32 protein-coding genes and 2 pseudogenes are annotated in these 26,602 nt (G+C 29.3%); 19 read left to right on the top strand and 15 right to left on the bottom strand.

From position 1 onward, the window contains the following. Positions 1-32: 32 nt before the first annotated feature. Together FBF10_RS08340 and FBF10_RS08335 are read left to right on the top strand one after the other, a co-directional pair. Positions 33-752, top strand: coding sequence for a class I SAM-dependent methyltransferase (locus tag FBF10_RS08340; RefSeq protein WP_002889314.1), 720 nt, complete (start codon positions 33-35; stop codon positions 750-752). Between the two features lie 55 nt (positions 753-807). After that, positions 808-1,022, top strand: a pseudogene (locus FBF10_RS08335) (hypothetical protein). A gap of 31 nt (positions 1,023-1,053) precedes the next feature. On the opposite strand, the gene pyrC reads toward FBF10_RS08335, so the two are convergent. Genes pyrC through eptC form a run of 4 tightly spaced genes read right to left on the bottom strand, consistent with a single transcriptional unit; the run spans position 1,054 to position 4,185 of the window. Continuing rightward, positions 1,054-2,061 carry a dihydroorotase gene (gene pyrC / locus FBF10_RS08330; protein ID WP_002889313.1) on the bottom strand — a complete coding sequence of 336 codons (1,008 nt, stop codon included), beginning with the start codon at positions 2,059-2,061 and terminating at the stop codon, positions 1,054-1,056. A gap of 8 nt (positions 2,062-2,069) precedes the next feature. Then, a complete protein-coding gene (locus FBF10_RS08325) occupies positions 2,070-2,297 on the bottom strand; it encodes a replication/maintenance protein RepL (protein WP_002870142.1) in 228 nt (75 codons plus the stop codon). Beyond that, positions 2,294-2,650 (bottom strand): diacylglycerol kinase, encoded by a 357-nt coding sequence (locus tag FBF10_RS08320; RefSeq protein WP_002859416.1) that lies wholly within the window; start codon positions 2,648-2,650, stop codon positions 2,294-2,296. Before FBF10_RS08320 ends, FBF10_RS08325 begins: the two co-directional genes overlap by 4 nt. Next, positions 2,647-4,185, bottom strand: a complete 1,539-nt coding sequence (gene eptC, locus FBF10_RS08315) for a lipid A/FlgG phosphoethanolamine transferase EptC (RefSeq protein ID WP_002889312.1) — start codon at positions 4,183-4,185, stop codon at positions 2,647-2,649. Before eptC ends, FBF10_RS08320 begins: the two co-directional genes overlap by 4 nt. 117 nt (positions 4,186-4,302) lie before the next feature. Here eptC and FBF10_RS08310 point away from each other — a divergent pair, with 117 nt between their 5' ends. After that, the gene (locus FBF10_RS08310) at positions 4,303-5,061 is read left to right on the top strand and encodes an exodeoxyribonuclease III (RefSeq protein ID WP_002867799.1); all 759 of its coding nucleotides are present in this window, start codon (positions 4,303-4,305) and stop codon (positions 5,059-5,061) included. 18 nt (positions 5,062-5,079) lie between these two features. Here the strand turns inward: FBF10_RS08310 and FBF10_RS08305 are convergent, their stop codons facing one another. From FBF10_RS08305 to moaC, 3 genes are read right to left on the bottom strand one after another with little or no spacing between them, the layout of a single operon-like run. Continuing rightward, positions 5,080-6,240, bottom strand: coding sequence for a hypothetical protein (locus FBF10_RS08305; RefSeq protein ID WP_002859413.1), 1,161 nt, complete (start codon positions 6,238-6,240; stop codon positions 5,080-5,082). Beyond that, positions 6,230-6,493 carry a DUF493 family protein gene (locus FBF10_RS08300; protein WP_002889304.1) on the bottom strand — a complete coding sequence of 88 codons (264 nt, stop codon included), beginning with the start codon at positions 6,491-6,493 and terminating at the stop codon, positions 6,230-6,232. The genes FBF10_RS08305 and FBF10_RS08300 overlap by 11 nt, the downstream gene beginning before the upstream one ends. Further along, the gene (gene moaC, locus FBF10_RS08295; protein ID WP_002889301.1) at positions 6,471-6,944 is read right to left on the bottom strand and encodes a cyclic pyranopterin monophosphate synthase MoaC; all 474 of its coding nucleotides are present in this window, start codon (positions 6,942-6,944) and stop codon (positions 6,471-6,473) included. Before moaC ends, FBF10_RS08300 begins: the two co-directional genes overlap by 23 nt. A 92-nt stretch (positions 6,945-7,036) precedes the next feature. Between moaC and FBF10_RS08290 the strand changes: the two genes are divergently transcribed. Together FBF10_RS08290 and FBF10_RS08285 are read left to right on the top strand one after the other, a co-directional pair. Next, the gene (locus tag FBF10_RS08290) at positions 7,037-7,213 is read left to right on the top strand and encodes a highly acidic protein (protein WP_002865818.1); all 177 of its coding nucleotides are present in this window, start codon (positions 7,037-7,039) and stop codon (positions 7,211-7,213) included. Beyond that, positions 7,197-8,507, top strand: a complete 1,311-nt coding sequence (locus FBF10_RS08285; RefSeq protein ID WP_020246847.1) for an MFS transporter — start codon at positions 7,197-7,199, stop codon at positions 8,505-8,507. The genes FBF10_RS08290 and FBF10_RS08285 overlap by 17 nt, the downstream gene beginning before the upstream one ends. Here FBF10_RS08285 and cheQ read toward each other — a convergent pair. Together cheQ and cheP are read right to left on the bottom strand one after the other, a co-directional pair. Next, entirely contained in the window at positions 8,476-8,955 is a 480-nt protein-coding gene (gene cheQ / locus FBF10_RS08280) for a cheVAW transcriptional regulator CheQ (protein ID WP_002854628.1), read from the bottom strand. The genes FBF10_RS08285 and cheQ overlap by 32 nt on opposite strands. 27 nt (positions 8,956-8,982) lie before the next feature. Continuing rightward, positions 8,983-9,840 (bottom strand): cheVAW transcriptional regulator CheP, encoded by an 858-nt coding sequence (cheP, locus tag FBF10_RS08275; protein WP_004308223.1) that lies wholly within the window; start codon positions 9,838-9,840, stop codon positions 8,983-8,985. Positions 9,841-10,321: 481 nt separating this feature from the next. Between cheP and FBF10_RS08655 the strand changes: the two are divergent. Both FBF10_RS08655 and FBF10_RS08650 read left to right on the top strand, forming a co-directional pair. Then, a pseudogene (locus FBF10_RS08655) lies at positions 10,322-10,886 on the top strand (FIST N-terminal domain-containing protein). Beyond that, positions 10,862-11,254 carry an FIST C-terminal domain-containing protein gene (locus tag FBF10_RS08650; RefSeq protein WP_004308219.1) on the top strand — a complete coding sequence of 131 codons (393 nt, stop codon included), beginning with the start codon at positions 10,862-10,864 and terminating at the stop codon, positions 11,252-11,254. Before FBF10_RS08655 ends, FBF10_RS08650 begins: the two are co-directional and overlap by 25 nt. A 201-nt stretch (positions 11,255-11,455) precedes the next feature. Here the strand turns inward: FBF10_RS08650 and rplT are convergent, their stop codons facing one another. Together rplT and rpmI are read right to left on the bottom strand one after the other, a co-directional pair. Further along, on the bottom strand, positions 11,456-11,809 hold the full coding sequence (gene rplT, locus FBF10_RS08265; protein ID WP_002851731.1) for a 50S ribosomal protein L20: 354 nt from the start codon (positions 11,807-11,809) through the stop codon (positions 11,456-11,458). Positions 11,810-11,902: 93 nt separating this feature from the next. Continuing rightward, complete coding sequence (gene rpmI / locus FBF10_RS08260) at positions 11,903-12,094, bottom strand: 50S ribosomal protein L35 (RefSeq protein WP_002777995.1); 192 nt, start codon at positions 12,092-12,094, stop codon at positions 11,903-11,905. A 158-nt stretch (positions 12,095-12,252) separates the two neighbouring features. Between rpmI and FBF10_RS08255 the strand changes: the two genes are divergently transcribed. The 4 genes from FBF10_RS08255 to FBF10_RS08240 all read left to right on the top strand — a co-directional run bounded on the left by FBF10_RS08255 (position 12,253) and on the right by FBF10_RS08240 (position 16,297). After that, positions 12,253-13,419 (top strand): hypothetical protein, encoded by a 1,167-nt coding sequence (locus FBF10_RS08255; RefSeq protein ID WP_002860616.1) that lies wholly within the window; start codon positions 12,253-12,255, stop codon positions 13,417-13,419. 136 nt (positions 13,420-13,555) lie between these two features. After that, positions 13,556-13,957, top strand: coding sequence for a bacteriohemerythrin (locus FBF10_RS08250; protein ID WP_002854195.1), 402 nt, complete (start codon positions 13,556-13,558; stop codon positions 13,955-13,957). Between the two features lie 177 nt (positions 13,958-14,134). Then, positions 14,135-15,316: a NifS family cysteine desulfurase gene (locus FBF10_RS08245; protein ID WP_004308213.1), complete on the top strand. Its 1,182-nt coding sequence runs from the start codon at positions 14,135-14,137 to the stop codon at positions 15,314-15,316. Between the two features lie 9 nt (positions 15,317-15,325). After that, entirely contained in the window at positions 15,326-16,297 is a 972-nt protein-coding gene (locus tag FBF10_RS08240; RefSeq protein WP_002840050.1) for an iron-sulfur cluster assembly scaffold protein NifU, read from the top strand. 22 nt (positions 16,298-16,319) lie between these two features. On the opposite strand, the gene FBF10_RS08235 is transcribed toward FBF10_RS08240, so the two are convergent. Then, entirely contained in the window at positions 16,320-18,203 is a 1,884-nt protein-coding gene (locus tag FBF10_RS08235; RefSeq protein WP_004308211.1) for a mechanosensitive ion channel family protein, read from the bottom strand. Then, a complete protein-coding gene (locus FBF10_RS08230) occupies positions 18,200-18,835 on the bottom strand; it encodes a carbonic anhydrase (RefSeq protein ID WP_002859401.1) in 636 nt (211 codons plus the stop codon). Before FBF10_RS08230 ends, FBF10_RS08235 begins: the two co-directional genes overlap by 4 nt. A gap of 160 nt (positions 18,836-18,995) precedes the next feature. Here FBF10_RS08230 and FBF10_RS08225 point away from each other — a divergent pair, with 160 nt between their 5' ends. The 7 genes from FBF10_RS08225 to FBF10_RS08195 all read left to right on the top strand — a co-directional run bounded on the left by FBF10_RS08225 (position 18,996) and on the right by FBF10_RS08195 (position 24,158). Then, positions 18,996-19,691 carry a Bax inhibitor-1/YccA family protein gene (locus FBF10_RS08225; protein ID WP_002851668.1) on the top strand — a complete coding sequence of 232 codons (696 nt, stop codon included), beginning with the start codon at positions 18,996-18,998 and terminating at the stop codon, positions 19,689-19,691. A 103-nt stretch (positions 19,692-19,794) separates the two neighbouring features. Continuing rightward, positions 19,795-20,166 carry a preprotein translocase subunit SecG gene (gene secG, locus FBF10_RS08220; protein ID WP_002854650.1) on the top strand — a complete coding sequence of 124 codons (372 nt, stop codon included), beginning with the start codon at positions 19,795-19,797 and terminating at the stop codon, positions 20,164-20,166. Between the two features lie 9 nt (positions 20,167-20,175). Then, entirely contained in the window at positions 20,176-20,739 is a 564-nt protein-coding gene (gene frr / locus FBF10_RS08215) for a ribosome recycling factor (protein WP_002860618.1), read from the top strand. A gap of 2 nt (positions 20,740-20,741) precedes the next feature. Next, positions 20,742-21,350: an orotate phosphoribosyltransferase gene (pyrE, locus tag FBF10_RS08210; protein WP_002869477.1), complete on the top strand. Its 609-nt coding sequence runs from the start codon at positions 20,742-20,744 to the stop codon at positions 21,348-21,350. Beyond that, positions 21,351-21,773, top strand: a complete 423-nt coding sequence (locus FBF10_RS08205) for an RDD family protein (protein ID WP_002859398.1) — start codon at positions 21,351-21,353, stop codon at positions 21,771-21,773. It begins immediately after the preceding gene. 2 nt (positions 21,774-21,775) lie between these two features. Further along, positions 21,776-22,798 (top strand): ribonucleotide-diphosphate reductase subunit beta, encoded by a 1,023-nt coding sequence (locus tag FBF10_RS08200; RefSeq protein ID WP_002859397.1) that lies wholly within the window; start codon positions 21,776-21,778, stop codon positions 22,796-22,798. Further along, positions 22,785-24,158 carry a nicotinate phosphoribosyltransferase gene (locus tag FBF10_RS08195; protein ID WP_079263710.1) on the top strand — a complete coding sequence of 458 codons (1,374 nt, stop codon included), beginning with the start codon at positions 22,785-22,787 and terminating at the stop codon, positions 24,156-24,158. Before FBF10_RS08200 ends, FBF10_RS08195 begins: the two co-directional genes overlap by 14 nt. Here FBF10_RS08195 and FBF10_RS08190 read toward each other — a convergent pair. Continuing rightward, positions 24,127-24,675 carry a gamma carbonic anhydrase family protein gene (locus FBF10_RS08190; RefSeq protein WP_002851622.1) on the bottom strand — a complete coding sequence of 183 codons (549 nt, stop codon included), beginning with the start codon at positions 24,673-24,675 and terminating at the stop codon, positions 24,127-24,129. The two genes, FBF10_RS08195 and FBF10_RS08190, sit on opposite strands and share 32 nt — an antisense overlap. A gap of 88 nt (positions 24,676-24,763) precedes the next feature. Here FBF10_RS08190 and FBF10_RS08185 point away from each other — a divergent pair, with 88 nt between their 5' ends. Next, positions 24,764-25,393, top strand: coding sequence for a protein-L-isoaspartate(D-aspartate) O-methyltransferase (locus tag FBF10_RS08185; protein WP_002859395.1), 630 nt, complete (start codon positions 24,764-24,766; stop codon positions 25,391-25,393). 19 nt (positions 25,394-25,412) lie between these two features. On the opposite strand, the gene FBF10_RS08180 is transcribed toward FBF10_RS08185, so the two are convergent. Beyond that, a complete protein-coding gene (locus FBF10_RS08180; RefSeq protein ID WP_002859394.1) occupies positions 25,413-26,600 on the bottom strand; it encodes an aspartate aminotransferase family protein in 1,188 nt (395 codons plus the stop codon). Positions 26,601-26,602: the final 2 nt, after the last annotated feature.

The following is a 26,602-nucleotide window of genomic DNA, read 5'->3' as shown; positions in this document are numbered from 1 at the left end:
TATGATTTTGTATATTTTATCAAGGAAAATATATGAATTTATGGGATAAAAAGGCCAAAACTTACGCAAGATATCAAAACACTTTAAACACCATACAAAAGCAAACTTTTGAATATTTACAAAATTTAAATATTTCTTTTCAAAATAAAAGCATTATAGATATAGGATGTGGAACTGGGGTTTGGACTTTACACTTAGCTAAAGAAGCTAAAGAAATTTTAGCCCTAGATAGTGCAAATACTATGCTTGAAATTTTACAAGAAGATGCTAAAAAACTAAATCTTAACAATATAAAATGCGAAAATTTGAGCTTTGAAACTTGGATGCAAAACAATCCTAATGTTAAATTTGATCTTGCATTTTTAAGTATGTCTCCTGCTTTACAAAATGAAAAAGATTATACAAATTTCTTAAATCTAGCCAAAATAAAAATTTATCTTGGTTGGGCTGATTATAGAAAAAGTGATTTTTTAGATCCGATTTTTAAATATTTTAATACTGAATTTAAAGGTTTTTATAAAAAAGATTTAGAAAATTATTTACTAGAAAAAAATATATTTTTTCATAAGATTGTTTTTGATGAAACACGCAAAGTCCAAAGAACAAAAGAAGAGGCTATAGAAAATGCTCTATGGCATTTAAGTATGAACAAAATCACAGCTTCTAAAGAAACTGTAAGTTCTTTTGTTGAAAATAATATTACTGAAACTATAGAATCTAAAATAAAACTTTTAATTATAAATAACTTATAAAAATATTAAGCTTATATTTATTACAATTTCACTCATTATTTCAAAGGAGTTTTTAATGGTTAAAAATTTAATCATCAAATTTGGACGCTTGATTCTTGATGCAATTGCAGCGATAAGTTTTGTTGTAGCTTTGCTTTATTCTCTTTTTATGATGTTTAGCATCGGGTTTTTAGCTGGTTTATTGTCATTGATAGTCAGTTTTATTGCTTTATTTCTAAGTTTTTTTGTAATCTATCTTGTTATAGATATCAGAGATGCTCTTGTAAATAAAGCTTAAATTTTCCACCTTTAAGGTGGAAAATCAATGTTTTAATTGAAATTTTAAAATTTCTCCAGCCATATAAGGCACGACTTGATTGTATTTATCTTCATAAACATTTGGCACTTGCCATTCTTGTTTTTCTAAAGTGATAATTTTGTCATTTTCAAATTTAAGATTATGGATTTTGCAAGCATTATCTGAAATAAATTTTTGTAAATTTGTTTCATTTGAATGTTTTTCAAAAAGTTCAACTAATACAGGTAAAATCACTGGTGCGCTAAAAACTCCAGCCGCACAACCACAACATTCTTTAGTGTGCAATGGATGAGGCGCGCTATCGCTTCCAAACATAGCCTTTTCATAGCCACTAAAAGCAAGCTCACATAAAGCGTCTTTATCTTCATAGCGTTTTGCAATAGGCTTGCAAAATAAATGTGGATCCATTTTACCACCCACTACATCATCAAGCGTTATCATTAAATGATGCAAAGTGATAGTTGCGTATAAATTTTCATAATCTTTTAATAAATCACACAAAACCTTAGTGGTAATATGCTCCATTACAATTTTTAATTTTGGAAAGTTTTTAGCTAATTTTTCATATATTTTGGCAAAATTTGCTTCTCTATCCATGACAAAATCATTGGTTTCTCCATGCACAAGTAAGGGTATGTTTAATTCGCTCATAGTATTTAATGTAGGTTTTAACTTTTCTATATCAAAACTTGAAATTCCATTATCTGAGTTGGTAGTGATACCTGCAGGATAAAGCTTGATAGCAAAAAGCTCGTCTTTAGCTTTTTCTAAAAATTGCTCATCATAGTCTTTGAAAAATAAAGTCATCAAAGGCGTAAAATCTTCATTTTTACATGCTTTTAAAATGCGTTCTTTATAAGCTTTTAATACATCTATTTCAGTAAGCGGGGTGATTAAATTTGGCATGATAACCCCTGCCTTAAAGTCTTTTGCACTAAAAGGAGCTACAAGCGCAAGCATACTTTCATCGCGTAAATGTAAATGCGTATCCAAAGGGTTTTTAAGTTTCATTTTATCTCCTATATTTTTAGCTGATAAAATCCATTTTTAAGACGCTTAAAAAGCTTTTTTTCTTCTAAAAATTTAAAAGTAGCGATGATAGTGGGCTTGCTTTGGTTTAATTTTTCTTCAAGCTCACTGATTTTAATCATAATAAAACCATTTTCATCGGCATTTTCGCATAAAAATTTTAACAATTCAAAACGCTTTTTTCCCAAAATTTCTTGTATTAATTTTTCAAATTTCATAAGTAAATGCTATATAAAATAAAACTCCAAACAAAAAGAGCTAAAAGCACACTAAAAAACACTGCCGTACTCGCACAATCTTTAGCAATTTTTGCCTTTTCATGCCATTCATTTGTAATCAAATCAACACAAGCTTCAATAGCCGAATTTAAAGCCTCTATAATTAAAATAAGCATTAAAACACTTACCAATAATAAATGCTCCAAAAAACTAACTTTTAAGAAAAAACTAAAAACTATCGCAGGGATAATAATACAAAGTTCAATTCTAAACGCCATTTCATTTTTAAATAAAGCAAAAATCCCTTCTAAAGCATATCTTGCATTATTTAAAAAATGATATTTAGGCTTCATGGATTTGCCTTAAGTTTAGGATTTAATAAATCATATTCTGGCTCATAAACACTTATTTTTACATCAAAATATCCTAAAAGAGTACTAAAAAGATTATCTTGAGAAAGTTTTAAACCTTTATGCTCTTTAGCTAAATTCATTAATTTTTCATCATTGCTCCAAAAAATAGCAGGAATACGGGTTTGATAACTTGGCGCTATAACATAAGGCATACCATGAAGATAAATACCATTTTCACCCAAACTTTCACCATGATCTGAAAGATAAAACAAAGAACTTTCATAATCTTTTTGCTCTTTTAATAGTTTTATAATCTCACTTAAAAGATAGTCTGTATAAAGCAAAGTATTATCATAAGTGTTGATTAAAGCCTCGCTATCACATTTTGAAAGTTCATTAGTATCACAAGTTGGAGTAAATTTTTTAAATTCGCTTGGATAGCGTTTATAATAAGTTGGCCCATGAGAACCTTGCAAATGAAGAACTATTATATTTTGATCACTTAAATGATTTAATTTTTCTTTAAAAGGGGCGAGTAAATTTTCATCCAAATCACTAGAAAGCTTTTGCTTATAAGCTAATCTATCACAAACCCCTTTACAACCACCAGAATTATTATCAAACCATGCAGTATCTACACCTGTTTTATAAAGCACATCCATCGCATTTTCTTGAAATTCTGAACTTGAATAATTTTCACGCTTAGAAATAGAAAACATACAAGGTAAACTTACCGCTGTTGCTGTTCCACATGATGAAAAATTATCAAAAAACACTACATTATCTTTTTTGGTATAAAAATTGGTATCATTTTTAGCATATCCACCCAAAGAGTAATTTGCCGCTCTAGCGGTTTCACCCACTACCAAAACTAAAAGTTTTTTAGTGTGATTGTTTTCTCTATAAGCATCATTAGCTATAGTTTTAAATTCTGGCTTAGCTTTTACAAAACAAACATAATAGCGATATACGGCATAAATTTGATAAAAAGGGGTATTATACATTCTTATTTCATTATAGTTTCTAAAAAAAGGCAAGAAAGTTTTACTTAAAGGGATTAAAACCGCACAAACAACAATCAAACCTGATATTATATTGATAATTTTAATTTTTAGATGGGATTTAAAACTACCATAATAATCAATTTTTACTTTAACAACATAAAAAACCAACAATAAAGCCAAAACAACAAATAAGATTAATTTTAAATTTAACAAATCTTTTACTTCTTTGATATCTGTTTGAACAACATTTTGTATCATATCAGAATCTATAAGCACCCCATAAAAACTAATAAAGTAAACACTTAAAAAAGATGATATTATAAATAATATAGAAAAAAATTTAGTAAAAAACTTTATAAAAAGCAAAGAGCAAATCACATGAACAAGGGCAAAATAGGCCACAATAAAAACAAAAGTTATAAACCAGTTTTGTGTATTTTTTTCATACACAAAATAAAATAAATTAAAATTCAACAATACAATCATCAAAGAATTAAAAAAAGTAAACTGAAGCCAAGTTAATCTAAGCATATAAATCCCACCTCCAAATTTAAGCTTTTAATTTTATTGAATTTTTTTAAATGGATTGTAGTTTTAAATCTTTTTATGTTATGATTTACACTTTTAATGAAAATTTTAAGGAAAATAATGAAACTACTTTCATGGAATGTCAATGGCTTAAGAGCTATTTGTGATAAAAATGCACTTGATTGGATAGCACAAGAACAAATTGATTTTATAGGTTTTCAAGAAATCAAAGCACATGAAGATAAATTTCCTAAAAAAATTTATGAATATCCTTTTAAACACATGTATTTTAATTCTGCTAAAAGAGCGGGGTATTCTGGGGTAATGAGTCTTTGTAATTTTAATAGCGAAGTAAAAAAATGCGAATTTTTTGATGATGAAGAAGGTAGGGTTTTAGAACACCGCTTTAAAAATATTGCACTTTTTAATATCTATTTTCCAAATGGTCAAAAAGATGAAGAGCGTTTAAATTTTAAGATGAAATTTTATGCAGATTTTTTAGTGTATTTGGATAAGCTTTTAAAGGATGGATTTGAAATTATCATTTGCGGTGATGTCAATACCGCTCATAAAGAAATCGATCTTACTCATCCAAAAGCCAATGCCAACACTTCAGGTTTTTTACCTATAGAAAGAGCTTGGATTGATGATTTGCTAAAGCTTGGTTTTATAGATACTTTTAGAGAAATTAATGGTGAAATCAAAGAAAAATACTCGTGGTGGAGCTATAGAATGAAAGCAAGAGAAAGAAATGTAGGCTGGAGGATTGATTATTTTTTCATTTCAAAGGGTTTAAAAGATAAACTTAAAAACGCTTTCATAAGAGATGATATTTTTGGCTCTGATCACGCACCTGTAGGTATAGAAATAGATATTTAATATCCCAAAAATGGGATATTATTTTTTAACGAATTTTTTTGCTTTTTCCCAAAGTCTTACACCGAGCTTTTTAGCTTTTTTGGAATTTAAATCTTTGTATTTTTCACTAGCAATTTTTTCTAATTCAAAAATTTCTTGTTTAAAACGATTTAATTTTCTTTGAGTAAGTTTGTTAAAATCATTAATCTTTGGATTTTTCTTAATATCATTTAAAACTAATATTAGTTGCTCTCTGCTTTCACCTGCAAGACGTCTAAATTTAGCAAAAAGATTATCAAGTTCATGTTCTAGCAAATTCTCAACTATACTCTTACAAGGATCATTTTGTAATTGAATCTCTTTTTTTAAAAGAGCAATAAAATCATCTTCTATACCTATTAGTTCTTTGCTTTTTAAACTAACATCTTCTTCAAAATTTGCATAAGTTAATGAAGCTTTAAATTTTTCCATTGCCAAAACAATACCATCCCTTGTGCCTTTAATCACTCCTAAACAAAGATCTTTTGCATAAGCCATAGATTCATTAGCTATTTCAAAAGCGGTATTTAAAATAATACTTGAAATTTTTAAAATTCTTTCTTTTTCAAAATGAGCTTCGCAAATGGCATTATATACGAGATTTTTAGCTATTTCACTACTTGTAAGTTCTATATCTTCAGCCTTTTCTAATGTAGTTAAAAAAGCACTTTCAGCGGTTTCTTTTAAAATTCCAAGCATTTCTATATCAAATAAAATAGCATCATTTAAACCACCACTAAATTCATCACAAAAAGAACATTCTTGTAAAATATTCTCGAATTCAAAAAAATTATCGCTGATTTGATTTTTAATCAAATTCTTTTGATTTTCAATCTGTTTGTTTAATAATTCAGCTTCGCTAATATACCCATAAAGTGAATTTTGAGCATCTACAATACTCGCCTTAACCAAAGCTTTGATAACCTTTGTAACATTTTCATCATCAAAAAAATCAAGTTTTTTCAAAATAGTTAAAAATTCAACCAAAAGAGAATTTAAAACTTTTTTTGTTTCATGAGGATTATGTGAAATTTGCTTATACGCAAGATTAAAACTCAAGTCTTCAAGTAAATCACTTGCTTCATCTTTACCGAGATTTGATAAAGAATTTTCAAAAATAATTAAAGTATTTTTCATTTTTCCTTCTTTCTTAAAGTACAAATTTTGCTTTAGCTTTTAATTTATCAAATATATCCAAACGATCTTTTTTGCTATCAACATAAACATTTAATAAATAACTTTGATATTTTCCACTCGCACTTGAATTCGAATGTTCAAATTTATATTCTCTTTGGCCTAAAATTTCTTGAAAAATTTCACTTGCCTTAATATGCACCTCAAAAATCACCTTATAATCCCAAAAAGTAGGATAATTGATCTGAGGTTCTTTTTTAAGATCGCACAAATTTACCACTTTTACCTCCTTCTTTGCTTTCAAGCACTATATCCGTAATTCTCATTGATTTATCTATAGCCTTGATCATATCATATATAGTTAAAAGTCCTATACTAACTCCACTTAAAGCTTCCATTTCAACACCTGTTTTACCTTCACACTTAACTGTTACAATAAGCTTAAATGCACATTCTTTAACAAATTCCACAATATTAGTTTCAACTTTAGAAAGCATCAAAGGATGGCACATAGGAATAATTTCACTTGTTTTTTTAGCCCCCATTATGGCCGCAATAATAGCTGTTTGAAGAACAGGACCTTTTTTTGCGGTATTGTTTTTAATTACATCAAAAGCTTCTTGACTCATATATATCATACCACTAGCTGTGGCTATTCTTGAAGTAATATTTTTATCGCCTACATCTACCATTTTAGGATGATTTTTTTCATCTAAATGACTTAATTTCATAAATTCACCTTTTAAAAAATTATAAAAATTATAGCAAAACCAAACAAATTTAAGATAAAATAAGCTTTGTATTTTTATTTAAGGAGAAAACAATGGCTTATGAAGATGAAGAAGATTTAAATTACGATGATTATGAAAATGAAGATGAAGAATATACACAAAATCACCATAAAAATTATAATTATGATGATGATGATTATGAATACGATGATGATAACAATGATGATGATTTTTATGAGATGGAGATTAAGAATGAACAAAACCCTTAACCAAAAAGATATAAAAGTTTTAGGACTTTCATCATTAGGTGGAACTTTAGAATTTTATGATTTTATTATTTTTGTATTTTTTGCAAATTATATTTCAACAAACTTTTTTCCAAAAGATTTAAGTAGTTTTTGGCAAATGTTTAATACTTATGGAATATTTGCAGCTGGATATTTAGCGCGTCCCTTAGGGGGTGTGATACTGGCACATTTTGGAGATAAATTTGGACGCAAAAGAATGTTTATGATTAGTATTTTGTTAATGGTTATTCCAACTTTTACTCTAGCTTTTATTCCAAATTATGAAAGTATAGGTTTTCTTTGTATTGTGCTTTTAGTTTTTATACGCATTTGTCAAGGTATAGCTATAGGCGGGGAACTTCCTGGAGCTTGGGTTTTTGTATACGAACACGCACCACAAGGTCAAAAAAGAACTTATTTGGGAATTTTAACCGCTTCGGTTGTAGGTGGAATTTTATTAGGTAGTTTAGTTTTTTTAATTATGAATAAAATTTATACCCAAGAAGAACTTCATGAATGGGCTTGGAGAATTCCATTCTTTTTAGGTGGAATTTTTGGGATTATTTCTGCTTATTTGAGAAAATTTTTAAGAGAAACTCCTGTTTTTGAACAAATGAAAAAAGACAAGGCTTTAGAAAAATTTCCTTTAAAAGAAGTGTTTAAAAAAGCTAAAATGGGAATTGTTCTTTCTATGATGATTACTTGGGTTTTGACAGGTTGTATTGTTGTAATGATTTTGCTTATGCCTAGTTATATGGCAAAAATACTTCAAATTAATACTTCTATACAAACCTATCTTCAAATAGGTGGAATTTTGCTTATTTGCCTAGGGTGTATTATAAGTGGAATTTTAGCGGATAAAATAAGCGTTATTAAATCTTGTGTATTTTTTAGTGTTTTTTTTGGAATTGCGAGCTTGCTTTATTTTAATACTTTATATAGACAAAATGCTGATTTTAACCTAGTAGCTTGCTTATATTTACTTGTATGTTTTTTTAGCGGGGTGATGAATTTTTGCCCTTTAATAATGAGTGAAGTATTTGATGCAAAAATTAAATTTTCAGGACTTTCTTTTTCATATAATATTGCTTATGCTATAGCTGGAGGTTTAACTCCGCAACTTGCTTTTTTCTTGCATAGTTTTGCCTTAGATAATTTAAGTAATTTTTGGCGTTTTTCTTTGGGAGTTTATGTTTTCTTTTTGGCTATTATAGCTTTGCTATGTGCATTTATTTTTTCTTATCTTAATAATACCCAACGCACATACTCTCAGTGATTTTAATACGCTTTTCAAAAGGAGCTGGGCTAAAAAAATGGCATTTTTCTATATAAATATGCTGATGATAATTTAGCCCTAAAAAATCATAAAATTTTTTTAAATTAACAAATTTAATCCCGCAAATCTCCTTAAGCTCTAAAAGTTTATAAATAGAAGAATTATTTTTTTCCACTAAATGAGAGGGAGCTAATCCAGTAAAAGAACAAAAAGCACTTGCCAATACAAAACCATTTAAACCACTACATTGCCTTAAAGCTTGCTGATGTTTTTCTAAAATGCAATTTCTATGCAAAAATATAATTCTTGTTCCTTGATATCTACCTATTTCTACATTTTTCCAAAATTTATAAGCATTTTTTGAAATTCCAGCAAAACGATGAAATTCAGCGTTTAAAATATAGTGATCTAAAAATTCATTAGGAGGTAAGATTAAACTTTTCATCACTACAATTTAGAGCCTTAAAAAGGCTCTTTAATCTTCTTTGTTTAAATTTTCCTTAGCTTTGTTAGGAAGCTTAGATAAAAGATTGTTTAAATCAAAATTAATTCCTTGAGTTTTTGCCTCTTTAAGTAAAGCAACTGCAGCTTTTGCGTTAAATGGAGAAGAGCCATCATGCGGAGCAAAAAGATGATCTGTTATTGCTAAAGCATAAGCGGATTTTTTCACTTCTTCACGAGCAGCATGAGGAGTGCGAACAAAACATATACTTTCAATCAAAACATCATCAAAATTCCAACGATGTAACAAAAATCCCAAGAAAGAAATATGATCTACGCCTAAAAATTCATTCTCCGCTAAAGCAAGATTTTCACTTTTATTTAAAAAAGCTAAAAAATCCTTATCCTTATGATTTTGTATAAGAAAATTTGAAAAAATAACAATACCAAGCCTTAAAAGCATTGCACAAGGAACTAAAAGATGAGAAAGTTTTTTATCTTCATCATTAAGCCAATTTGTAATAAAAGTTGCCTCTTCATTGCATGTTTTTAAAAAATTTTGAGTATTTAAACCATAAGGTGAAACGTCTATTTTAAAATTATCTCTAATGGAATCAGCCGTAACTATATTGATGATATTACCAACGCCTAATAAAGTAATCACTTGATTTATGGTTGTAATTTCTCTTGTAAAACCATAATAAGGAGAATTTGCTAATTGCAAAAGCTTAGCCGTCATCAACGGATCGCTTGAAATGATTTCAGCAACTTTCATAGTTTCTATATTTGAATTAGCCTCGCTCACATATTTTCTTAATTTACTTACAGTATCAGGTAAAGGTGGCAATACTTCAACGCTTTTTAATAAAAGCTCATTCATATCTCCAATCATATTTAATTTATCCTTAATTAATATTATTATAATTTGCAATTATATCTAAATTTTAATTTACTTATTGCATTTTTTATGACTTAAGGTATAATAAAAATTACAAATAAATGCCGAATTTATGGTGTCTTGATTTAGTTAACTAGTAATTAAAAAATAGTTTTAATGGAGTTAAATTGATGTTTTTTTAATTTTAAAAATAAAAGCTCAACAAAAAAAGAAGAAGTAAAAAAGTTTTAGAAGCTCCATATCTTCAATAAAATGAACTTGAAGAAAAATTAAAAAAAATAAACATCAAGCCAAAATTAATTATAGGCTTTGTGTCAATCAACTTAATCTAGCGATCATAGGAAATAAGATTCAAAATTCTATAAATGAGCAATGTGATATCATCTTAAGCAGTGCTACTGATTTATTATGCAACCTTGATTCTAACTCAAACATTGAAAACAGTCCTTATAAACAAAATATCCAAGGAATAAGCTTGATACTTTTTAGTGAAGATATGATAGAAAATCTTTGCACAAATAAAATCAAGCTTTTTAGTGATATAAAAGATTATACAGAAAGAAAAAAACTGATAGAAAAAGAAGTTTTATTTATAAATATACCTTTTGAAGCACACTGCATAAATACTTTGCATTATTTAATTTATAATGGTTTAAGTCAAAGCGAAAGTTCTCTTTTAGAACTTTTGTACAAACACAACCCCTATCCTTGTGCTTTAGTAGGGGGTGGGTCTAGCGGAAACATGGACTTTAGCGGAGTATTTATATTTTATAACAGAGAAATATTAAAAATCAAGCTTTAAGCATACATGTTCAATTTAAACCTAAATACCGTTTTAATTTAATGAAGTCTCAAAATTTCAATCCTCAAAGCAACATTACCTTTACCATACTTGATGTAAGCTTATATGATAAAACCGTAGCGAATTTATTAATAAAAAACCTTTCAATCCATCAACGCGGTTGAAGCTTTATGTAATTATTTTAACTGTACTTTTGAAGAACTTAAAAATAAAATGCAAGAATATACTTTTGCTTTAAAAATTGGAGAAGACTATCTTATTTCCCCTATGGAAATCAACCCAAATAAAACATTATTTAGTTATTGTGATATAGAAAGCGCTCAAGAATTATGCTTGCTTAAAAAAACAAATTTTATTGAAGCTATAAAAAAAGATTATGAAAAATTTTCTCTTAATGAACCAAAACCACTAGGAGTAATTTTTAACGATTGTATCTTAAGAAGACTTCACAACAAAGAACATTTAAATCAAATCCATTTTAATAATTTTCCCATAGTTGGTTTTTCTAGTTTTGGAGAAATTTATGGAGCGGGAATTGCAAAAAGTTTAGTGGCAATATTTTTTATGAAGTTGAAAATTTTAATGATTTCAAACCTAGATATTTAAAAACTTTCATACAAAAATACAGTGATTTTAAATACTATTATCTTAATATAAAAGGTCAAAAACTAGAAATGACAAATGAGATTAATAAAATAATCTTAAATCAACTCAAATGTTATGAAGATGTTCTAGCTAAACTAAATTAATACTAAAAAAATTAAGAATTTCAAGAATCAAAAATCTTGAAATTCTTACACTAAAAAATTAAAGTGCTTTTTTTGCGGCCTCTGCAATTTTTGCAAAAGCAGCAGCATCATTCATAGCTAAATCTGCTAGAATTTTTCTATCAAGTTCAATACCTGCTTTTTTAAGGCCATTGATAAATCTTGAATAACTTAAATCATTAAGTCTGCAAGCAGCATTGATACGCACAATCCAAAGACGGCGGAAGTCTCTTTTTTTACGGCGTCTATCACGATAAGCATAGACTAGACTTCTTTCTAGTTGTTCTTTTGCTTTTCTAAAATGTTTGCGTCGTCCACTATAAAAACCACGCGCTAATTTTAAAACTTTTTTATGTCTGCGGCGTCTAACAACACCTGTTTTTACTCTTGCCATTTTTATTTCCTTTCATAAAGTGGCGTCCAAATTTGGAGCTTGCCCTTGAAATTTTATCTCAGAGGGGAGTTTGAATGACTTTTAGTCAAAAACTTAAATTCCTAGCATTTTTTCAACAGCTTTTACATTTGTGCTATGCACATATTTAGCTGTGCGAAGATCACGCATTCTTTTTGCAGGTTTTTTAGTCAAAATATGACTTCTAAAAGCTGAGCCTCTTTTGATTTTATTTTTACCTACTTTGAAGCGTTTAACTGCGCTTTTAACGCTTTTCATCTTTGGCATACGCTTTCCTTATTTAGATAAATTTTTATTTTTCAAACTTTAAAAGAAAAGATAAATACTATCAAATTTTTTCTAATTTTTGACTGAATTTAATTTTTAAAAAACTTGGCACGCATTTTGCTTATAAAAAAATCAGCAATATTTTGGAAAGATTTAAAATGACTATAAATTCGGCAAATCCATATCAAAATTTAACCTTATCTAATCCTTTGCAGAATAGCTCTGCTCTAAATTTGATTAAAGATAGCAAAGCCTTAGATCAAAAAGGAAATGAAAATAGCTTAGAACAATTAAGTTATATTTTTAATAATATCACTTATGCTAGTGAATTTGGATTTAGAATCAATGAAGAAGGTTTTTTTGATAAAGATTTAAATAAAATTGCAAATATACCAGAATCTTATGATATCAACATTAAAAGCGTTAGAAGCATAGCGAAAGAACTCGCAAAACAAGATGAAAATTTAAACTACAATAAAATTGATCTACCTTATCTTTTAAATAGCTATCATAGTTCATTAAAATCTATAAATTCAGAATTTTTACAAGATGATAATGCTTATTTAAGTCGCGATCTTATTTCAAAACTATCATCAGGTTTTTCAACAGATAATGGAGAATTTTTAGGCCAAATTTCAAGAATTTACAACAATCAAGAAGAAATTGATTTGGCATTAAGTAATATCACAAATTTAAATACTTTAATGTTAGATAATAAAATAACTAATTTTCACTTTGATAAAGCCATAGAAAACACTTCTTCTAATGAAATTTTAAAACCTTATTTAACTAAAAATGCAGAAGTATCAAAATCTGGTCTTTTAATGAATTTTATCTACCATGATATAAAAACTCAAAACGAAAAAGAATTTAACTTTTTTATGAAACCTGCCACTTTAGAACTAAGCTCTCATCAAAATTTACAAAAAATTCTCAAGGGTGAAACAGATATAGAAGATTACATCAAAAAAGAAAATGAAAAAAAGATGAGTTTTGATCTTTATCTTTATGTGAATGGCGTAGATAAAAAAACAAGTACTCAAGATAAACTATCTGTATTTTTTCAACAATATATTAACTACCAAAAAGATATGGATTTAAGAGAATTTGCAAATTCAAGTTCAATATTTCAAATTTATATCGATCAAAATCGCAATGATTTTGATGCTCTTAAAAAACAATATCAAAACCAAAGTCAAGATACGCAAAGATTAGAAGAAGCAAATCAACTACGTTCTAGCTCTATAGAAAATTTTTTAGATCGTCGTCAAAAACAAGCAAATATAAATAAAATTTTAAACTCTTATATGTCTGTGATGGTTTAAAATAATTTTTTAAAAAATATATAAATTATAAATACTTTAATAATAATAATTTTTATATAATTAATTAATAAAATTTTAAGTATTATAGCATTATAATCCGCTCTCAAAAAATATAAATATAAAAGTACTCAAAACCATGATTTATAATGAAAAAATTATTTCAATGAATAATGATCTTTTAGATCATCAACATAAAGAACTTTTTGAAATTTCTAAAAAACTCTCTTTAATGAACCAATGTCATGTTGGAACAAAAGAATTAAAAATTGTCTTAAGAGAGTTGTTGATAATGATCAATAGACATTTTTCAGATGAAGAAGCCTTTATGAGAAAAATAGAATATCCTTATATCAACCATCATACAAGAATTCACAGAAAAATTATCTTAGAAATTGAAGAAATTATCATCAGTGAAGCTAAATTTGTAAATATAATGACCGAAAAATTAAATCTCGTTGTTCAAGATTTTATCTTTAAACATACAGCCAAAGAAGATTCAAAAATAGTAAAGTATTACGAAGAAAAATTTAAGAAATAGTATTTCTCATTTTTGCTATATAAAATTCACAAAATATTTCACTTTAAAATTTTACTTTAGCATTTTATTTTTGTTATAATTTTTAACCTAATTTTTATAAATTTTTGTTATTATCCATTTTCAAATAAAGATAAAAAATATCCTAATTAAAATTAAGGATAAATTAAGGATTTTAAAGTGAAAGTATATTTAGATAACAACGCAACGACAATGCTTGATCCTAATGCTTATGAGTTGATGCTACCTTTTTTAAAGGATATGTATGGAAATCCAAATAGCCTTCATCAATATGGTAGCGCAACACATCCTGCCTTAAGAGAAGCTTTGGATAAACTTTATGCAGGACTTGGAGCAAATGACCTAGATGACATAATTGTAACCTCCTGTGCGACAGAAAGCATTAACTGGGTGCTTAAGGGTGTGTATTTTGATCATATTTTAGATAGAGAGCGCAATGAAGTGATTATTTCTAGTGTAGAACACCCTGCTGTTACTGCTGCTGCTTATTTTTTAAAAAGTCTTGGAGTAAAAGTCATAGAACTTCCTGTAAACGAAGAAGGAGTTTCTACTGTAGAAGATTTGCGTAAAGTGATTAGCGATAAAACAGCACTTGTAAGTGTTATGTGGGCAAATAATGAAACAGGTATGATTTTTGATATTAAAGCGATGGCAGAACTTGCGCATGAATTTGGTGCTCTTTTTCATACAGATGCTACTCAAGCAGTAGGTAAAATAAAGGTTAATTTAACTCAAGTAGGAGTTGATTTTGCTTCATTTTCGGCACATAAATTTCATGGACCAAAGGGTGTGGGTGGACTTTTTATAAAAAAAGGACTTAAGCTTACTCCACTTTTACACGGTGGAGAACACATGGGTGGTCGTAGAAGCGGGACTTTAAATGTGCCTTATATAGTGGCTATGGGCGAGGCTTTGCGTATTGCAAATACTATGCTTGATTTTGAAGATTCTCATATACGCCGTTTAAGAGATAAACTAGAAGATCAAATTTTAGCCTTGCCTGATACAACAGTGGTTGGAAAAAGAAAACACCGTGTGCCTAATACAATCTTAGCAAGTATTAAAGGAGTTGAAGGCGAAGCAATGCTTTGGGATTTAAATAAAAATGGTATAGCTGCAAGTACGGGCTCAGCCTGTGCAAGTGAAGCTTTAGAAAGCAATCCTATTATGGAAGCTATCGGTGCGGAGCATGATTTAGCGCATACAGCTTTAAGGCTTTCTTTGTCACGTTTTAACACTGAAGAAGAAATTGATTATGCAGCAAAACAAATTAAAAATGCAACACAGAGATTAAGAGCAATTTCTTGTACTTATGCTTATAATCCAAATAATTACAAATAAGGATGAAAAATGGGAAAAAATAGTTTAATTGGTGGATCCATTTGGGATGAGTATTCACAAAAAGTTCAAGATAGAATGAATAATCCTCAACATATGGGAGAATTTAGTGAAGAAGATGCTAAAGCACGCAATGCAAAATTGATCGTAGCTGATTTTGGCGCAGAAAGTTGCGGCGATGCAGTAAGACTTTTTTGGCTTGTAGATGAAAAAACTGATAAAATTATCGATGCAAAATTTAAAAGTTTTGGTTGTGGTACAGCTATAGCAAGTAGTGATACTATGGTGGATCTTTGTATAGGAAAAACTGTAGATGAAGCAGTAAAAATCACAAATTTAGATGTGGAATTTGCTATGCGTGATAATCCAGAAACTCCAGCTGTTCCACCTCAAAAAATGCACTGTTCGGTTATGGCTTATGATGTAATCAAACAAGCAGCAGCGCATTATAAAGGCATAAGTCCTGAAGATTTTGAAGATCAAATTATAGTTTGCGAGTGCGCTAGGGTAAGTCTTGGAACTATTAAAGAAGTGATTAAACTTAATGATTTGCATAGCGTAGAAGAAATCACACAATACACTAAAGCGGGTGCTTTTTGTAAATCCTGTATCAAACCAGGCGGACATGAAAAAAGAGATTATTACCTTGTAGATATTTTAGCTGAAACTAGAGCTGAAATAGATAGAGAAAAACTCAAAAATACAATGAAAAGTGATGTAGCTTTTGATGAAATGACCGTAGTGGGGCAATTAAAAGCAGTTGAAAGTGTTTTAGATGCTGAAATTCGCCCTATGCTTCATAATGATGGTGGAGATTTGGAAGTGATTGATATACAAAAGGCTGAAGGTGCAGCAATTGATGTTTATATTCGTTATCTTGGTGCTTGTAGTGGTTGTTCTAGTGGAAGTGGTGCAACACTTTATGCTATTGAAACAATTTTACAAGAAGAATTAAGTCCAAATATACGCGTTATGCCGGTTTAAAAAATAGCAAGATAAAATCTTGCTATTTTTTAGCTTTTGCTTGCAAATCAAGGGGTGGTAAATTTTCTATATAAATACTACGACTTGGGAAAGCAAAGGTTAAACCATTTTTTTCAATTATACGCATAAACTCAAGCATTAAACTTTGTCTAGCTTCTCTAAAATCTTTTCCACCTATTTCTTTGATATAAAAATAAAGCTCTATATTAATACTACTATCTGCAAATTCACTTAAAGCCACATAACAAGCATTTTTATAGCCTTCTAAATCATTAATAGATACAAGATTTTGACGATATTTTGTTGTATGATCGCCATATTTTAATGCGCTATCCTCATCGTGAGCTACTAAATCACTTGTATGCAAAAATTCTCTTAGATCTTTTACACATTGTTCTAGTTTTTCAGGAGTAGCATCATAACCAACACCCAAATACATTCTAACATGGCGACCCATGCGTCTTTTGCTCCAATTTTTGATATTAGCTCCCATAATAGTTGAATTTGGTAAAAATACAAGACAATTATCAAAAGTTCTAATAGTAGTTTTTCTAAGTCCTGTTTCAACCACGGTTCCTTCTATGTCTGAAACCTCTACCCAATCTCCTTGATTAAAGCTATTATCAAAAAGTAAGAGTATAGAAGCAAAGAAATTTGCAATGATATCTTTCGCCGCTAAAGCAACAGCTAAACCACCAATTCCCAAAGATGCAATAATAGCCGAAATATTAAAACCAAGTTGAGCAAGAATATATAATAAAGCTATAATAATAATGACAAAATATAAAATTTTAATAATTAAATTTACAACTTCTTTTTTTCCACTTTTTTGAGCAAGTTTAGAAACCAATACCACGCCATAACCATCAAGCATTCTTAAAATAAGCCATGCAATTAAAACTGCATAAACTATATGAAAAAAATTACTTAAATTTACACTCAAAGGTGCAGGATAAGTTGCTATAGTAAGACAAAGAGAAATAGCATAGACAATCAACAAGAAGCCTACGGGTTTTTTAATATTCTCAATAAAAATGACTTTAATATCATCTACATCATTTTTATTTCTATAAAAAAACTGAACAAGGAAAAAATATACTATATTTGCAAAAAAACATCTTAAAGATATAAAAAATACTAAAACCAAAGCAGAAATTACTATTTTTCCGATATTAACAAAACTTACCCCAATTGCCTCATTTATACGATCTATCCAAACTTGAAGCTCGAGTAATGAAAAAATATAATTACTTTCAAGCAAATCTGCATTTGAGCGTAAATACTTAAGAATTTCAGAATAAGAATCTACAGCATTACTGATATATCTTTCTTTTAGGGTAATTTTTTCTAATTCTTCTGAATTTGTAATTTTGCTTTTAAAACTATCTAAATTAACATTAGAAGAATTTTGTAAATTTTCCATTGCCTTATCAACAGTAGCAATCAAATCTTCACTGCTTGCTGTATTTTTAAAAAGTTTTTCCACTTCAAACAAAGAAGAATAAAAACTTTCCACAATATTAAAATAAACTAGATTAAGAGTGGCATCTGTATAAATATAAGGCTTATTAATATTCTTTTTTTGAACATCTAGTAATTTTTCTTTTGCTTTTAAAAATCTAGCCACTGCCTCTTCATTAATCTTTTGTCCTACTATCATATCGGGTATTTTTGCTAAAATAGTCTTTTTGTCTTTTTCAAATTCACTTAAAATACCATTAAAAGTGCTTGAATTTTCATCATTGTTTTTCTTAAATTCTTTAATTTGATTGTTAAGATCAACATATTTTTCAACTAAAGCATAAATTCCTTCATCCTCTTTACTAATATTCGCATCAATAAATTTAAATTCTTGTGCTCCAAGGTATAAAATAAAAAAACATAAACTAAAAATAATTTTCTTCATTGAACTTTCCTATCCTGTATTAAAGTAAAAATTTTTGCTTTAAAATCATACTCATAAATTTCACCTGTCTCTATAATATAATACCAAGCATGTACTTCTATTTTTCCTTCATCTAAAGCTTCTTGCACGCCTGGATAAGTAAGTATATTTTGCAAAGAATTTACTAAATTTAATTTTTCTGTAAGCCATGAACGCATAGCCAAATCGTCTCTTGCAAAAATCATTACATCTTTTTTTATCGGATCTAACATAGTAAGCCATTTTTTCACATTAGGAATTTTATTTAACTCTTCATCAGAATAATAAAGAGCATTGCAACCTCCACAATTACTATGGCCACAAACGACGATATTTTTAATATGCAATGAATTTAAAGCATACTCTATTGCTGAAGTTGTCGCTAAGTAATCTTCCCCAATACGATAAGGTGGAACTATATTTGCAATATTTCGTATTACAAAAAGCTCACCTGGACCCGTATTGGTGATCAAATTTGGAATTACTCTAGAATCAGAACAACCTATAAAAAGAGTATGGGGATTTTGCTTATTTTTTAGACTTTCAAAAAGTTCTTCATGCTCCTTAAAGTCTTCTTGCATAAACTTAATCGCCCCACTAATAAGATTTTCCATAAAACCAACCTGAAACTAAAATCTTGAAATTATAACAAAATTTCAGCAAAGATTTCATTTAATCATAAAGATATTATATAAATTAACTTTTTATTTAGTCTAATATGTTAGATTTCGCTCAAGATTTTAAAAAATCTAACAATTTTGCAAGGAGAATTTTATGAGTCTTTATGATAGAGACTACTCAAGATCAAAAGAATTTGAAAATACACGCTCAAGCGAATTAAGTATTTTTATTAAACAAACTTATCAACTTTTTGCTGCTTCATTATTAGCTGCAACAGTAGGTGCGTATGTAGGAATTTTTGCTTTAGCATCATTTTTTATACAATCACAAGTAACTTTTTGGATCCTTTTTGCTGTTGAAATCGGACTTTTATTTGCTTTGCAATGGAAAAAAAGAGAGGCTCCATTAAATCTTGTTTTGCTTTTTGGTTTTACTTTCTGCTCAGGTTTAACGCTTACACCTTTGCTTATTTCAGTGTTAGCTCTACCAGCTGGAGGAATTATCATCGCTCAAGCTTTTGCTTTAACAACAGTTGCTTTTGCAGGACTTAGTGTATTTGCTATGAATACAAAAAAAGATTTTACTGTTATGGGTAAAGCTTTATTTATAGTATTAATCGTTATTGTAGCAGCATCTTTACTAAACCTTTTCTTCCAAAGCAGTATAGTTAATCTAGCTATTTCAGCAGTAGCTGCAATATTATTTTCATTTTACATTCTTTATGATACGCAAAATATTATCCGCGGAAATTATGAAACTCCAATCGAAGGTGCAGTAGCACTTTATCTTGATTTTGTTAATCTTTTCGTATCTTTACTTAATATCTTAAGAAGCTTCAATAGCAGATAAATTTTTGTGGGACTTTTCTCACAAAAACTTTTCAAGTTTCAAAACTTTTCAAGTTTTATTTAGCTAAAATAATCATTTAAAAATTAACTTTTAGGAATTTTCAATGATCACTCTTTTAATCATTTTGCAATTTATCATCGTTGTAGTTATTTGTATAGCAGTTTTACTTCAAAAAAGTTCAAGTATAGGACTTGGAGCTTATAGTGGAAGCAATGAAAGTTTATTTGGTGCCAAAGGACCAGCTGGATTTTTGGCAAAATTTACCTTTGTTATGGGAATTTTACTTATTGCAAATACTATTGGTCTTGGTTATTTATACAATAAAGCTAGCAAAGACTCTCTAGCAGAGAAAATTAAAGTAGAAAACAACAATACTACTATTCCAAGTGCTCCTATTGTGCCTGCTACCCCAAACACAAATTCTATCGCTCCAAGTGCACCACAACTTCCAAGCGATGTTAATTCAAGTAAATAATCAAAGGAAATGATAATGCTAAATGAAATTTTTAACAAACAAAAAACCCAAAGTGAAAAATCTTTAGAAGCCTTAAAAAAAGACTTCACCACTTTAAGAACTGGAAAAGTTAATACCCATATTTTAGATCATATTACAGTGGATTATTATGGAACTCAAACTCCTTTAAATCAAGTAGCAACTGTTTTAGCAAGTGATGCTTCAACTATTAGCATCACTCCTTGGGAAAAACCTTTACTAAAAACCATAGAAAGCGCTATTGCAGCTGCAAATATCGGTGTAAATCCAAACAATGACGGCGAAAGTGTAAAATTATTTTTCCCTCCGATGACTAGAGAGCAAAGAGAAGAAAATGTAAAGCAAGCTAAAGCTATGGGTGAAAAGGCAAAAGTTTCTATAAGAAATATACGCAAAGATGCCAACGATGCAGTTAAAAAACTAGAAAAAGATAAGGCAATAAGCGAAGATGAAGCAAAAAAAGCTTATGATGAAGTGCAAAAACTTACCGACACCTATACAACAAAAATTGATGAGAGTGTAAAAAGTAAAGAAAGTGAACTTTTAAAGGTTTAACGATGAATTTAGAGCAAATTTATAAAGGTTGTGGTGCTTATTTAGAAGGGCATTTTTTACTAAGTTCAGGTAAACATTCGCAATTTTATCTTCAAAGTGCAAAAGTTTTAGAGAATCCAAAATTAGCAGCAAAACTTTGTGATGAACTTGCAAAGATTATTGCAAGCTATAAGATAGAATTTGATAGCATTTGTTCTCCTGCTTTAGGTGGAATTTTAGCAGGTTATGAGCTTGCGAGAGCTTGTAGTAAACGTTTTATCTTCACTGAAAGAGTAAATAAAGAAATGACTTTAAGACGTGGTTTTGAGGTGAAAAAGGGTGAAAAATTTATAATTTGTGAAGATATCATTACTACAGGTGGTAGTGCTTTAGAGAGTGCAAAAATCATTGAAAGTTTAGGTGGCATTGTTGTAGGTTTTGCAGCATTGGCAAATCGTGGTTTCTGTGCAGTAGAAAATTTAAAATCTCCAAGAAAAGATAATGCGAAATTACCTGAAAATTTACCACTCTTTACTCTAGGAAATTTTGAATTTGAAATTTATGATGAAACAAATTGTCCACTTTGTAAAAAAGGGAGTAAAGCTATAAAACCAGGAAGCCGTGGAAATTAAATGAAAACTAAAGCAAAAATTAGCTCTAGATGGCTAAGATTTAGAGCTTTGCTTATAGATATTTTTCTTATTTATGTTCCTATTTTGTATTTATTTTATTTTCTATTAGGCTCTAAAGAAGCTTTTTTAAACAACCATTTTATCACAACTTTATGTACTTTTTTATTTGGCTTGATTCAAGCTATTTTTTTAACAAAAAAGGCACAAAGCCCAGGTCTTAAAGCATATGATTTATATCTTATTGATATAAAAACGGGAAAGAAACTAAGTTTTCTTAGAATTTTACTAAGATATGTGATATTTATTATAAGTTTTGGCTTACTCTTTGGTTTATTTGTCAGTTTTGTAAGAAAAGATCGTTTAAATTTACACGATATTTTAACTCAAAGTTGTATAGCTACTAAAAGCATAAAGAAAGGTTAAAAATGCAAAGAAAAAGAATTTACAATCCAAACTCAAACGAAACCCTAGGAGATCGTAAAATTTTTGATGGTAACCCACATGGAATTTTAAATTTCACTAAGGCAAAATATACCTGGGCTTTAAAACTTTGGGATTTAATGGAGGCAAATACTTGGTTTCCAAAAGAAGTGGATACAACTAAAGATGCACTTGATTATCGCTGTAATTTAACTGTAGGTGAAAAAAGAATGTATGATTTGGTTTGGAGTCAGCTTATTTCTATGGATAGTTTTCAAACCAATAATTTAGCAGATAATATCAACCCTTACATCACAGCTCCTGAAATCAATGCGGTTTTGGCACGCCAAGCTTATGAAGAGGCAAACCATTCAAAATCTTACGCTGTTATGGTTGAAGCGATTTGCGATAATACAGATTTGATTTATGAAATGGAAAAGCATGATGAAACTTTGCGTGAAAAAAATGACTTTATTTCAAGCATTTATGAAGAATTAGCAGGCGATGTAGATGATAATAAACTTCTTTTGGCTATGGTGGCAAATCAAATTTTAGAAGGAGTATATTTTTATAGTGGTTTTACTGCCATTTACGCACTTGCACGTGCAGGAAAAATGCTAGGTTCAGCACAAATGATCCGCTTTATCCAAAGAGATGAAATCACACATCTTTTATTATTTCAAAATATGATCAATTCAGTACGCAAAGAAAGACCTGATTTATTCCATGATGAAAATATCAATAAAATTTATGATATGTTTAAAAAAGCTGGAGATCTTGAGATCAAATGGGGTAAATACATCACTCAAAATCAAATCATGGGCTTTACTGATGATATCATAGAAGAATATATCCATTATCTTGTAGATCAAAGATTAAGCGCGATCAATTTAGATAAGTTATACAATGCAAAACATCCTATTAAATGGGTAGATGATTTTTCAAAATTTAACGATCAAAAGAGCAATTTCTTTGAAAGTAAAGTAACGAATTATTCTAAGGGTAGCATAAGCTTTGATGACTTCTAAAACTTCTTTAGCCTTGCTTTGTGATTTTTATGAATTTACAATGTCTCAAGGCTATTTCAAAAGCGATAAAAAAGATCAAATTTGTTATTTTGATATATTTTTTAGAAAAATTCCAGATTCGGGTTCTTTTGCTATTTTTGCAGGTCTTGAAGATATTTTAGACTTTGTTGAAAATTTGAGTTTTGATGCAGAAGATATAGAATTTTTAAGAAAACAAAGTATTTTTGATACAGAATTTTTAGATTTTTTAACTAACTTTAAATTTAAGGGTGAAATTTATGCTATGCGCGAAGGAGAAGTGATTTTTCCAAACGAACCTTTGCTTTGCGTTAAAGCTACAACCATAGAAGCACAGCTTTTAGAAACTTTTTTACTTTTAAGTTTAAACCACCAAAGCCTTATTGCTACCAAAACCAATCGTATCGTGCGTGCAGCTAAAGACAGTAAAATTTTAGAATTTGGTTCACGCAGAGCACAAGGAAGTGAAGCAGCCTTAAAAGGAGCAAGAGCAGCTTTTATAGGAGGTTGCATAGGAAGTGCTTGTACTTTAGCAGGAAAAATTTATAATATCCCTATCAATGGAACTATGGCACATTCTTGGGTGCAAATGTTTGAAAATGAACTTGAAGCTTTTAAAGCTTATGTGAAAATTTATCCAAAAAATCCTGTTTTTTTGATTGATACTTATGATTGTCTAAATAGCGGACTTAAAAATGCGATTAAAGTTTTTAAAGAATTTGGTATTCAAGAAGGCGGCGTGAGAATAGATTCTGGAAATTTACTTAAGTTGAGTTTGAAAATCAGACAAGAACTTGATCAAGCAGGACTTCAAAAATGTAAAATCATAGTTTCTAACGCACTTGATGAATGGAGCATTAAAAAACTCAAAGAACAAAATGCACCTATTGATATCTTTGGTGTAGGTGAAAGATTGATCACTGCTTCAAGTGATCCTATTTTTAGTTGCGTTTATAAACTCGCAGCCTTAGAAGATCAAGGCATAAAACCTAAAATCAAAATCAGCGAAAATAACGAAAAATCAACCCTACCTCATTTTAAAAAGCTTTTTAGGGTTTATGATAAAAACACGCAAAAAATCCTTTTTGATGAGCTTTATGTTTTTGACGAAAACCCAAATCAAGATGAAAATTTAGAACGCAAAGAACTTTTAGAATTAGTCTACAAAGAAAAAAGACTTCTTAAAAAGTCATCTTTAAATACTATTCAAGATTATACAAAAGAGCAAATTTCAAAACTCGATGAGAGTTTTTTAGATCTTGATCGTTTTGTGAAATTTGAAGTAAAACTCTCGCCTAAACTTCAAAATATCACTGAAGATCTTTTAAAAACTCGTTTTTAAAATCCACATAATTTAAAGCGGATTGTTTTAGAAAGCTGACTTCTTCATCGTTTAATTCACGCACAAATTTTGCAGGATTTCCAAGTATCAAAGAGCGTGGCGGAAATTTTTTACCCTTTGTTACAACGCTTCCAGCACCCACTATGCTATCTTCTTCTATCAAAGCATTATCCATGATAACAGCATTCATTCCGATTAAAACACGATTTTTTATCACACAAGCATGGATAACGCAATTATGTCCTATAGTTACATCATCTCCTATTATTGTAGGAAAACCAGCATCTTTTAACTTTCCTTTTTCATCAAATTCCCTATGCCAAACATGAACTGTGCTAAGATCTTGAATATTGGTTCTTTTGCCAATTTTTATAAAATTAACATCGGCTCTTAAAACACAATTAAACCAAATACTACTTTCATCTCCTATTTCTATTTCTCCTATGATTTTAGCGCCCTCTGCAACAAAAACATTTTGACCTAGTTTGGGACTATGATTTTTAAATTTTATAAGCATTTTTTTCCTTTTTATTTAAGTATAGCTAAGTTTAACTCTATTTCAACTTTTTTAGTTACAATTTTTATTTAAATTTATAGGAGAAGTAATGAACGCATTTGAACAAAAAAGATGTCAAAATATGACTGAAGAAATTGCACAAAAAGTTTTTATCAATGAAGAGCTTTTTAATGCTTTTTGTCAAATTCCGCGTGAAATTTTTTCTCCTTTAAAAGCCCATGCTTATCGCCTTGATGCTTTGCCTTTAGCAAATTCTCAATGGATTAGTTCTCCTTTAACTGTAGCTAAAATGACCATGGCTTTAGATTTTAAAAATGCGGATAGTATTTTAGAGATAGGTTGTGGAAGCGGTTATCAAGCTGCGATTTTAAGCAAGGTTATAAGAAGGGTTTTTACCATAGAACGCATAGAAAATTTAGCCAAAAAAGCCGCCCAAACTTTTAGAGAATTAGAACTTTTTAATATCAATGTAAAATTTGATGATGGGCAAAATGGCTGGAAAAATTATGCTCCTTATGATAGGATTTTATTTTCTGCTTATGCGACACAAATTCCTGAAATTTTACTCGATCAATTAAGTGATGATGGTATTTTAGTTGCTCCTATTTTACACAATGGCAAACAATTCATCACACGCCTTAGAAAAAATGGCACAAATTTACAAAAAGAAATTTTAGAAGAATGTTTATTTGTGCCTATAGTAGATGGGAAAGAATAAACTTTTTTTACAAAATTTATCAAAAACTCTTTAGAGCCTTTCTTAACTTTTCACTCATTTCATCAATATGTTCTTTTTGCAAAATCAAAGGAGGTAAAAATCTCAAATCATTCTCCCCGCAACTTATCAGTAAAAGTGCATTTTCTTGGCATTTTTGAATGACCTTAGCTACTTTTACATTTTTATCAAGACTCAGCCCTTGCATAAACCCTAAGCCTTTGCGTTTTTTACAAAAATCAAATTCTTTGATCAACTCATCTAAACTTTGCTCTAAATAAGGCGTGAGTTTATTGACATTTTCTAAAATTTTTTCTTCTTTAAAAATTTCAAAAACCGCATTCACTCCTACACAAACCAAAGGATTTCCCCCATAAGTGCTACCATGATCGCCCGCTTCTAAAGAATTGCTTGCTACTTTTTGATTTATTACAAAAGCACCCACACTAAGCCCACAACCTAAAGCCTTAGCTGAAGTCATGATATCAGGCAAAATTTGTGCGTGCTCATAGGCAAAAAATTTTCCACTTCTACCCATGCCACATTGAATTTCATCAGCGATTAATAATATATCTTTTTCATCGCAAAGCTTTCTTAAGGCTTTGTAAAAATCTTTATTTGCAGGATTTATCCCACCTTCTCCTTGCACGCTTTCTAAGATAATAGCGCAAGTTTTTTCATTCACCAATTTTTCAACGCTTGAAATATCATTATATTTTGCAAATTTAACCCCTGAAATTAAAGGTTTAAAAGGCTTTTGATATTTTTCATTAGCAGTAAGCGATAAAGCCCCTAAAGTACGCCCATGAAAAGAATGCTTAAAAGCGATAAATTGTCCACCCTTAATACCTTTGTTAAAGGCGTATTTTCTAGCTGTTTTCATCGCTCCTTCTATACTTTCTGTACCAGAATTTGTAAAAAAAACACGCTCTAAAGCACTAGCTTTGGCTAAATTTTTAGCTGCAGCAGCTATATTTTCATTATAATATAAATTGCTAGTATGCAAAAGCTTATCCACTTGCGCTTTGATTTTGGCATTAAATTTAGCATGATTATATCCTAAAGCACAAACACCTATGCCACTTGAAAAATCAAGATATTTTTTAGCCTTATCGTCAAAAAGATAAACCCCTTGCCCTTTTTCTAAAACTATATCAAAACGCTTATAGGTAGGGATAATATGACTTTGTTCTTTATAATCCATTTTCATCC

Origin of the sequence: Campylobacter sp. CFSAN093249 (assembly GCF_011067895.1) — a bacterium.
Classification (GTDB): Bacteria; Campylobacterota; Campylobacteria; order Campylobacterales; family Campylobacteraceae; genus Campylobacter_D; species Campylobacter_D jejuni.
The sequence above is the reverse complement of the archived record's forward strand: the minus strand, read 5'-3'. Positions and strand labels throughout refer to the sequence as shown.

What these genes read in the sequence shown, in the direction of transcription:
- FBF10_RS08320 (WP_002859416.1), bottom strand. Translation starts at nt 2,650, where the DNA reads ATGAAGCCTAAATATCATTTTTTAAATAATGCAAGATATGCTTTAGAA.
- rpmI (WP_002777995.1), bottom strand. Translation starts at nt 12,094, where the DNA reads ATGCCAAAGATGAAAAGCGTTAAAAGCGCAGTTAAACGCTTCAAAGTA.
- moaC (WP_002889301.1), bottom strand. Translation starts at nt 6,944, where the DNA reads ATGAAATTAAGTCATTTAGATGAAAAAAATCATCCTAAAATGGTAGAT.
- FBF10_RS08205 (WP_002859398.1), top strand. Translation starts at nt 21,351, where the DNA reads ATGAAAACTAAAGCAAAAATTAGCTCTAGATGGCTAAGATTTAGAGCT.
- FBF10_RS08310 (WP_002867799.1), top strand. Translation starts at nt 4,303, where the DNA reads ATGAAACTACTTTCATGGAATGTCAATGGCTTAAGAGCTATTTGTGAT.
- FBF10_RS08200 (WP_002859397.1), top strand. Translation starts at nt 21,776, where the DNA reads ATGCAAAGAAAAAGAATTTACAATCCAAACTCAAACGAAACCCTAGGA.
- secG (WP_002854650.1), top strand. Translation starts at nt 19,795, where the DNA reads ATGATCACTCTTTTAATCATTTTGCAATTTATCATCGTTGTAGTTATT.
- rplT (WP_002851731.1), bottom strand. Translation starts at nt 11,809, where the DNA reads ATGGCAAGAGTAAAAACAGGTGTTGTTAGACGCCGCAGACATAAAAAA.
- FBF10_RS08185 (WP_002859395.1), top strand. Translation starts at nt 24,764, where the DNA reads ATGAACGCATTTGAACAAAAAAGATGTCAAAATATGACTGAAGAAATT.
- pyrC (WP_002889313.1), bottom strand. Translation starts at nt 2,061, where the DNA reads ATGAAACTTAAAAACCCTTTGGATACGCATTTACATTTACGCGATGAA.
- FBF10_RS08180 (WP_002859394.1), bottom strand. Translation starts at nt 26,600, where the DNA reads ATGAAAATGGATTATAAAGAACAAAGTCATATTATCCCTACCTATAAG.
- frr (WP_002860618.1), top strand. Translation starts at nt 20,176, where the DNA reads ATGATAATGCTAAATGAAATTTTTAACAAACAAAAAACCCAAAGTGAA.
- cheP (WP_004308223.1), bottom strand. Translation starts at nt 9,840, where the DNA reads ATGATTGGAGATATGAATGAGCTTTTATTAAAAAGCGTTGAAGTATTG.
- FBF10_RS08340 (WP_002889314.1), top strand. Translation starts at nt 33, where the DNA reads ATGAATTTATGGGATAAAAAGGCCAAAACTTACGCAAGATATCAAAAC.
- FBF10_RS08240 (WP_002840050.1), top strand. Translation starts at nt 15,326, where the DNA reads ATGGGAAAAAATAGTTTAATTGGTGGATCCATTTGGGATGAGTATTCA.
- eptC (WP_002889312.1), bottom strand. Translation starts at nt 4,185, where the DNA reads ATGCTTAGATTAACTTGGCTTCAGTTTACTTTTTTTAATTCTTTGATG.
- pyrE (WP_002869477.1), top strand. Translation starts at nt 20,742, where the DNA reads ATGAATTTAGAGCAAATTTATAAAGGTTGTGGTGCTTATTTAGAAGGG.
- FBF10_RS08325 (WP_002870142.1), bottom strand. Translation starts at nt 2,297, where the DNA reads ATGAAATTTGAAAAATTAATACAAGAAATTTTGGGAAAAAAGCGTTTT.
- FBF10_RS08290 (WP_002865818.1), top strand. Translation starts at nt 7,037, where the DNA reads ATGGCTTATGAAGATGAAGAAGATTTAAATTACGATGATTATGAAAAT.
- FBF10_RS08650 (WP_004308219.1), top strand. Translation starts at nt 10,862, where the DNA reads ATGCAAGAATATACTTTTGCTTTAAAAATTGGAGAAGACTATCTTATT.
- FBF10_RS08285 (WP_020246847.1), top strand. Translation starts at nt 7,197, where the DNA reads ATGAACAAAACCCTTAACCAAAAAGATATAAAAGTTTTAGGACTTTCA.
- FBF10_RS08255 (WP_002860616.1), top strand. Translation starts at nt 12,253, where the DNA reads ATGACTATAAATTCGGCAAATCCATATCAAAATTTAACCTTATCTAAT.
- FBF10_RS08190 (WP_002851622.1), bottom strand. Translation starts at nt 24,675, where the DNA reads ATGCTTATAAAATTTAAAAATCATAGTCCCAAACTAGGTCAAAATGTT.
- FBF10_RS08235 (WP_004308211.1), bottom strand. Translation starts at nt 18,203, where the DNA reads ATGAAGAAAATTATTTTTAGTTTATGTTTTTTTATTTTATACCTTGGA.
- FBF10_RS08250 (WP_002854195.1), top strand. Translation starts at nt 13,556, where the DNA reads ATGATTTATAATGAAAAAATTATTTCAATGAATAATGATCTTTTAGAT.
- FBF10_RS08230 (WP_002859401.1), bottom strand. Translation starts at nt 18,835, where the DNA reads ATGGAAAATCTTATTAGTGGGGCGATTAAGTTTATGCAAGAAGACTTT.
- FBF10_RS08225 (WP_002851668.1), top strand. Translation starts at nt 18,996, where the DNA reads ATGAGTCTTTATGATAGAGACTACTCAAGATCAAAAGAATTTGAAAAT.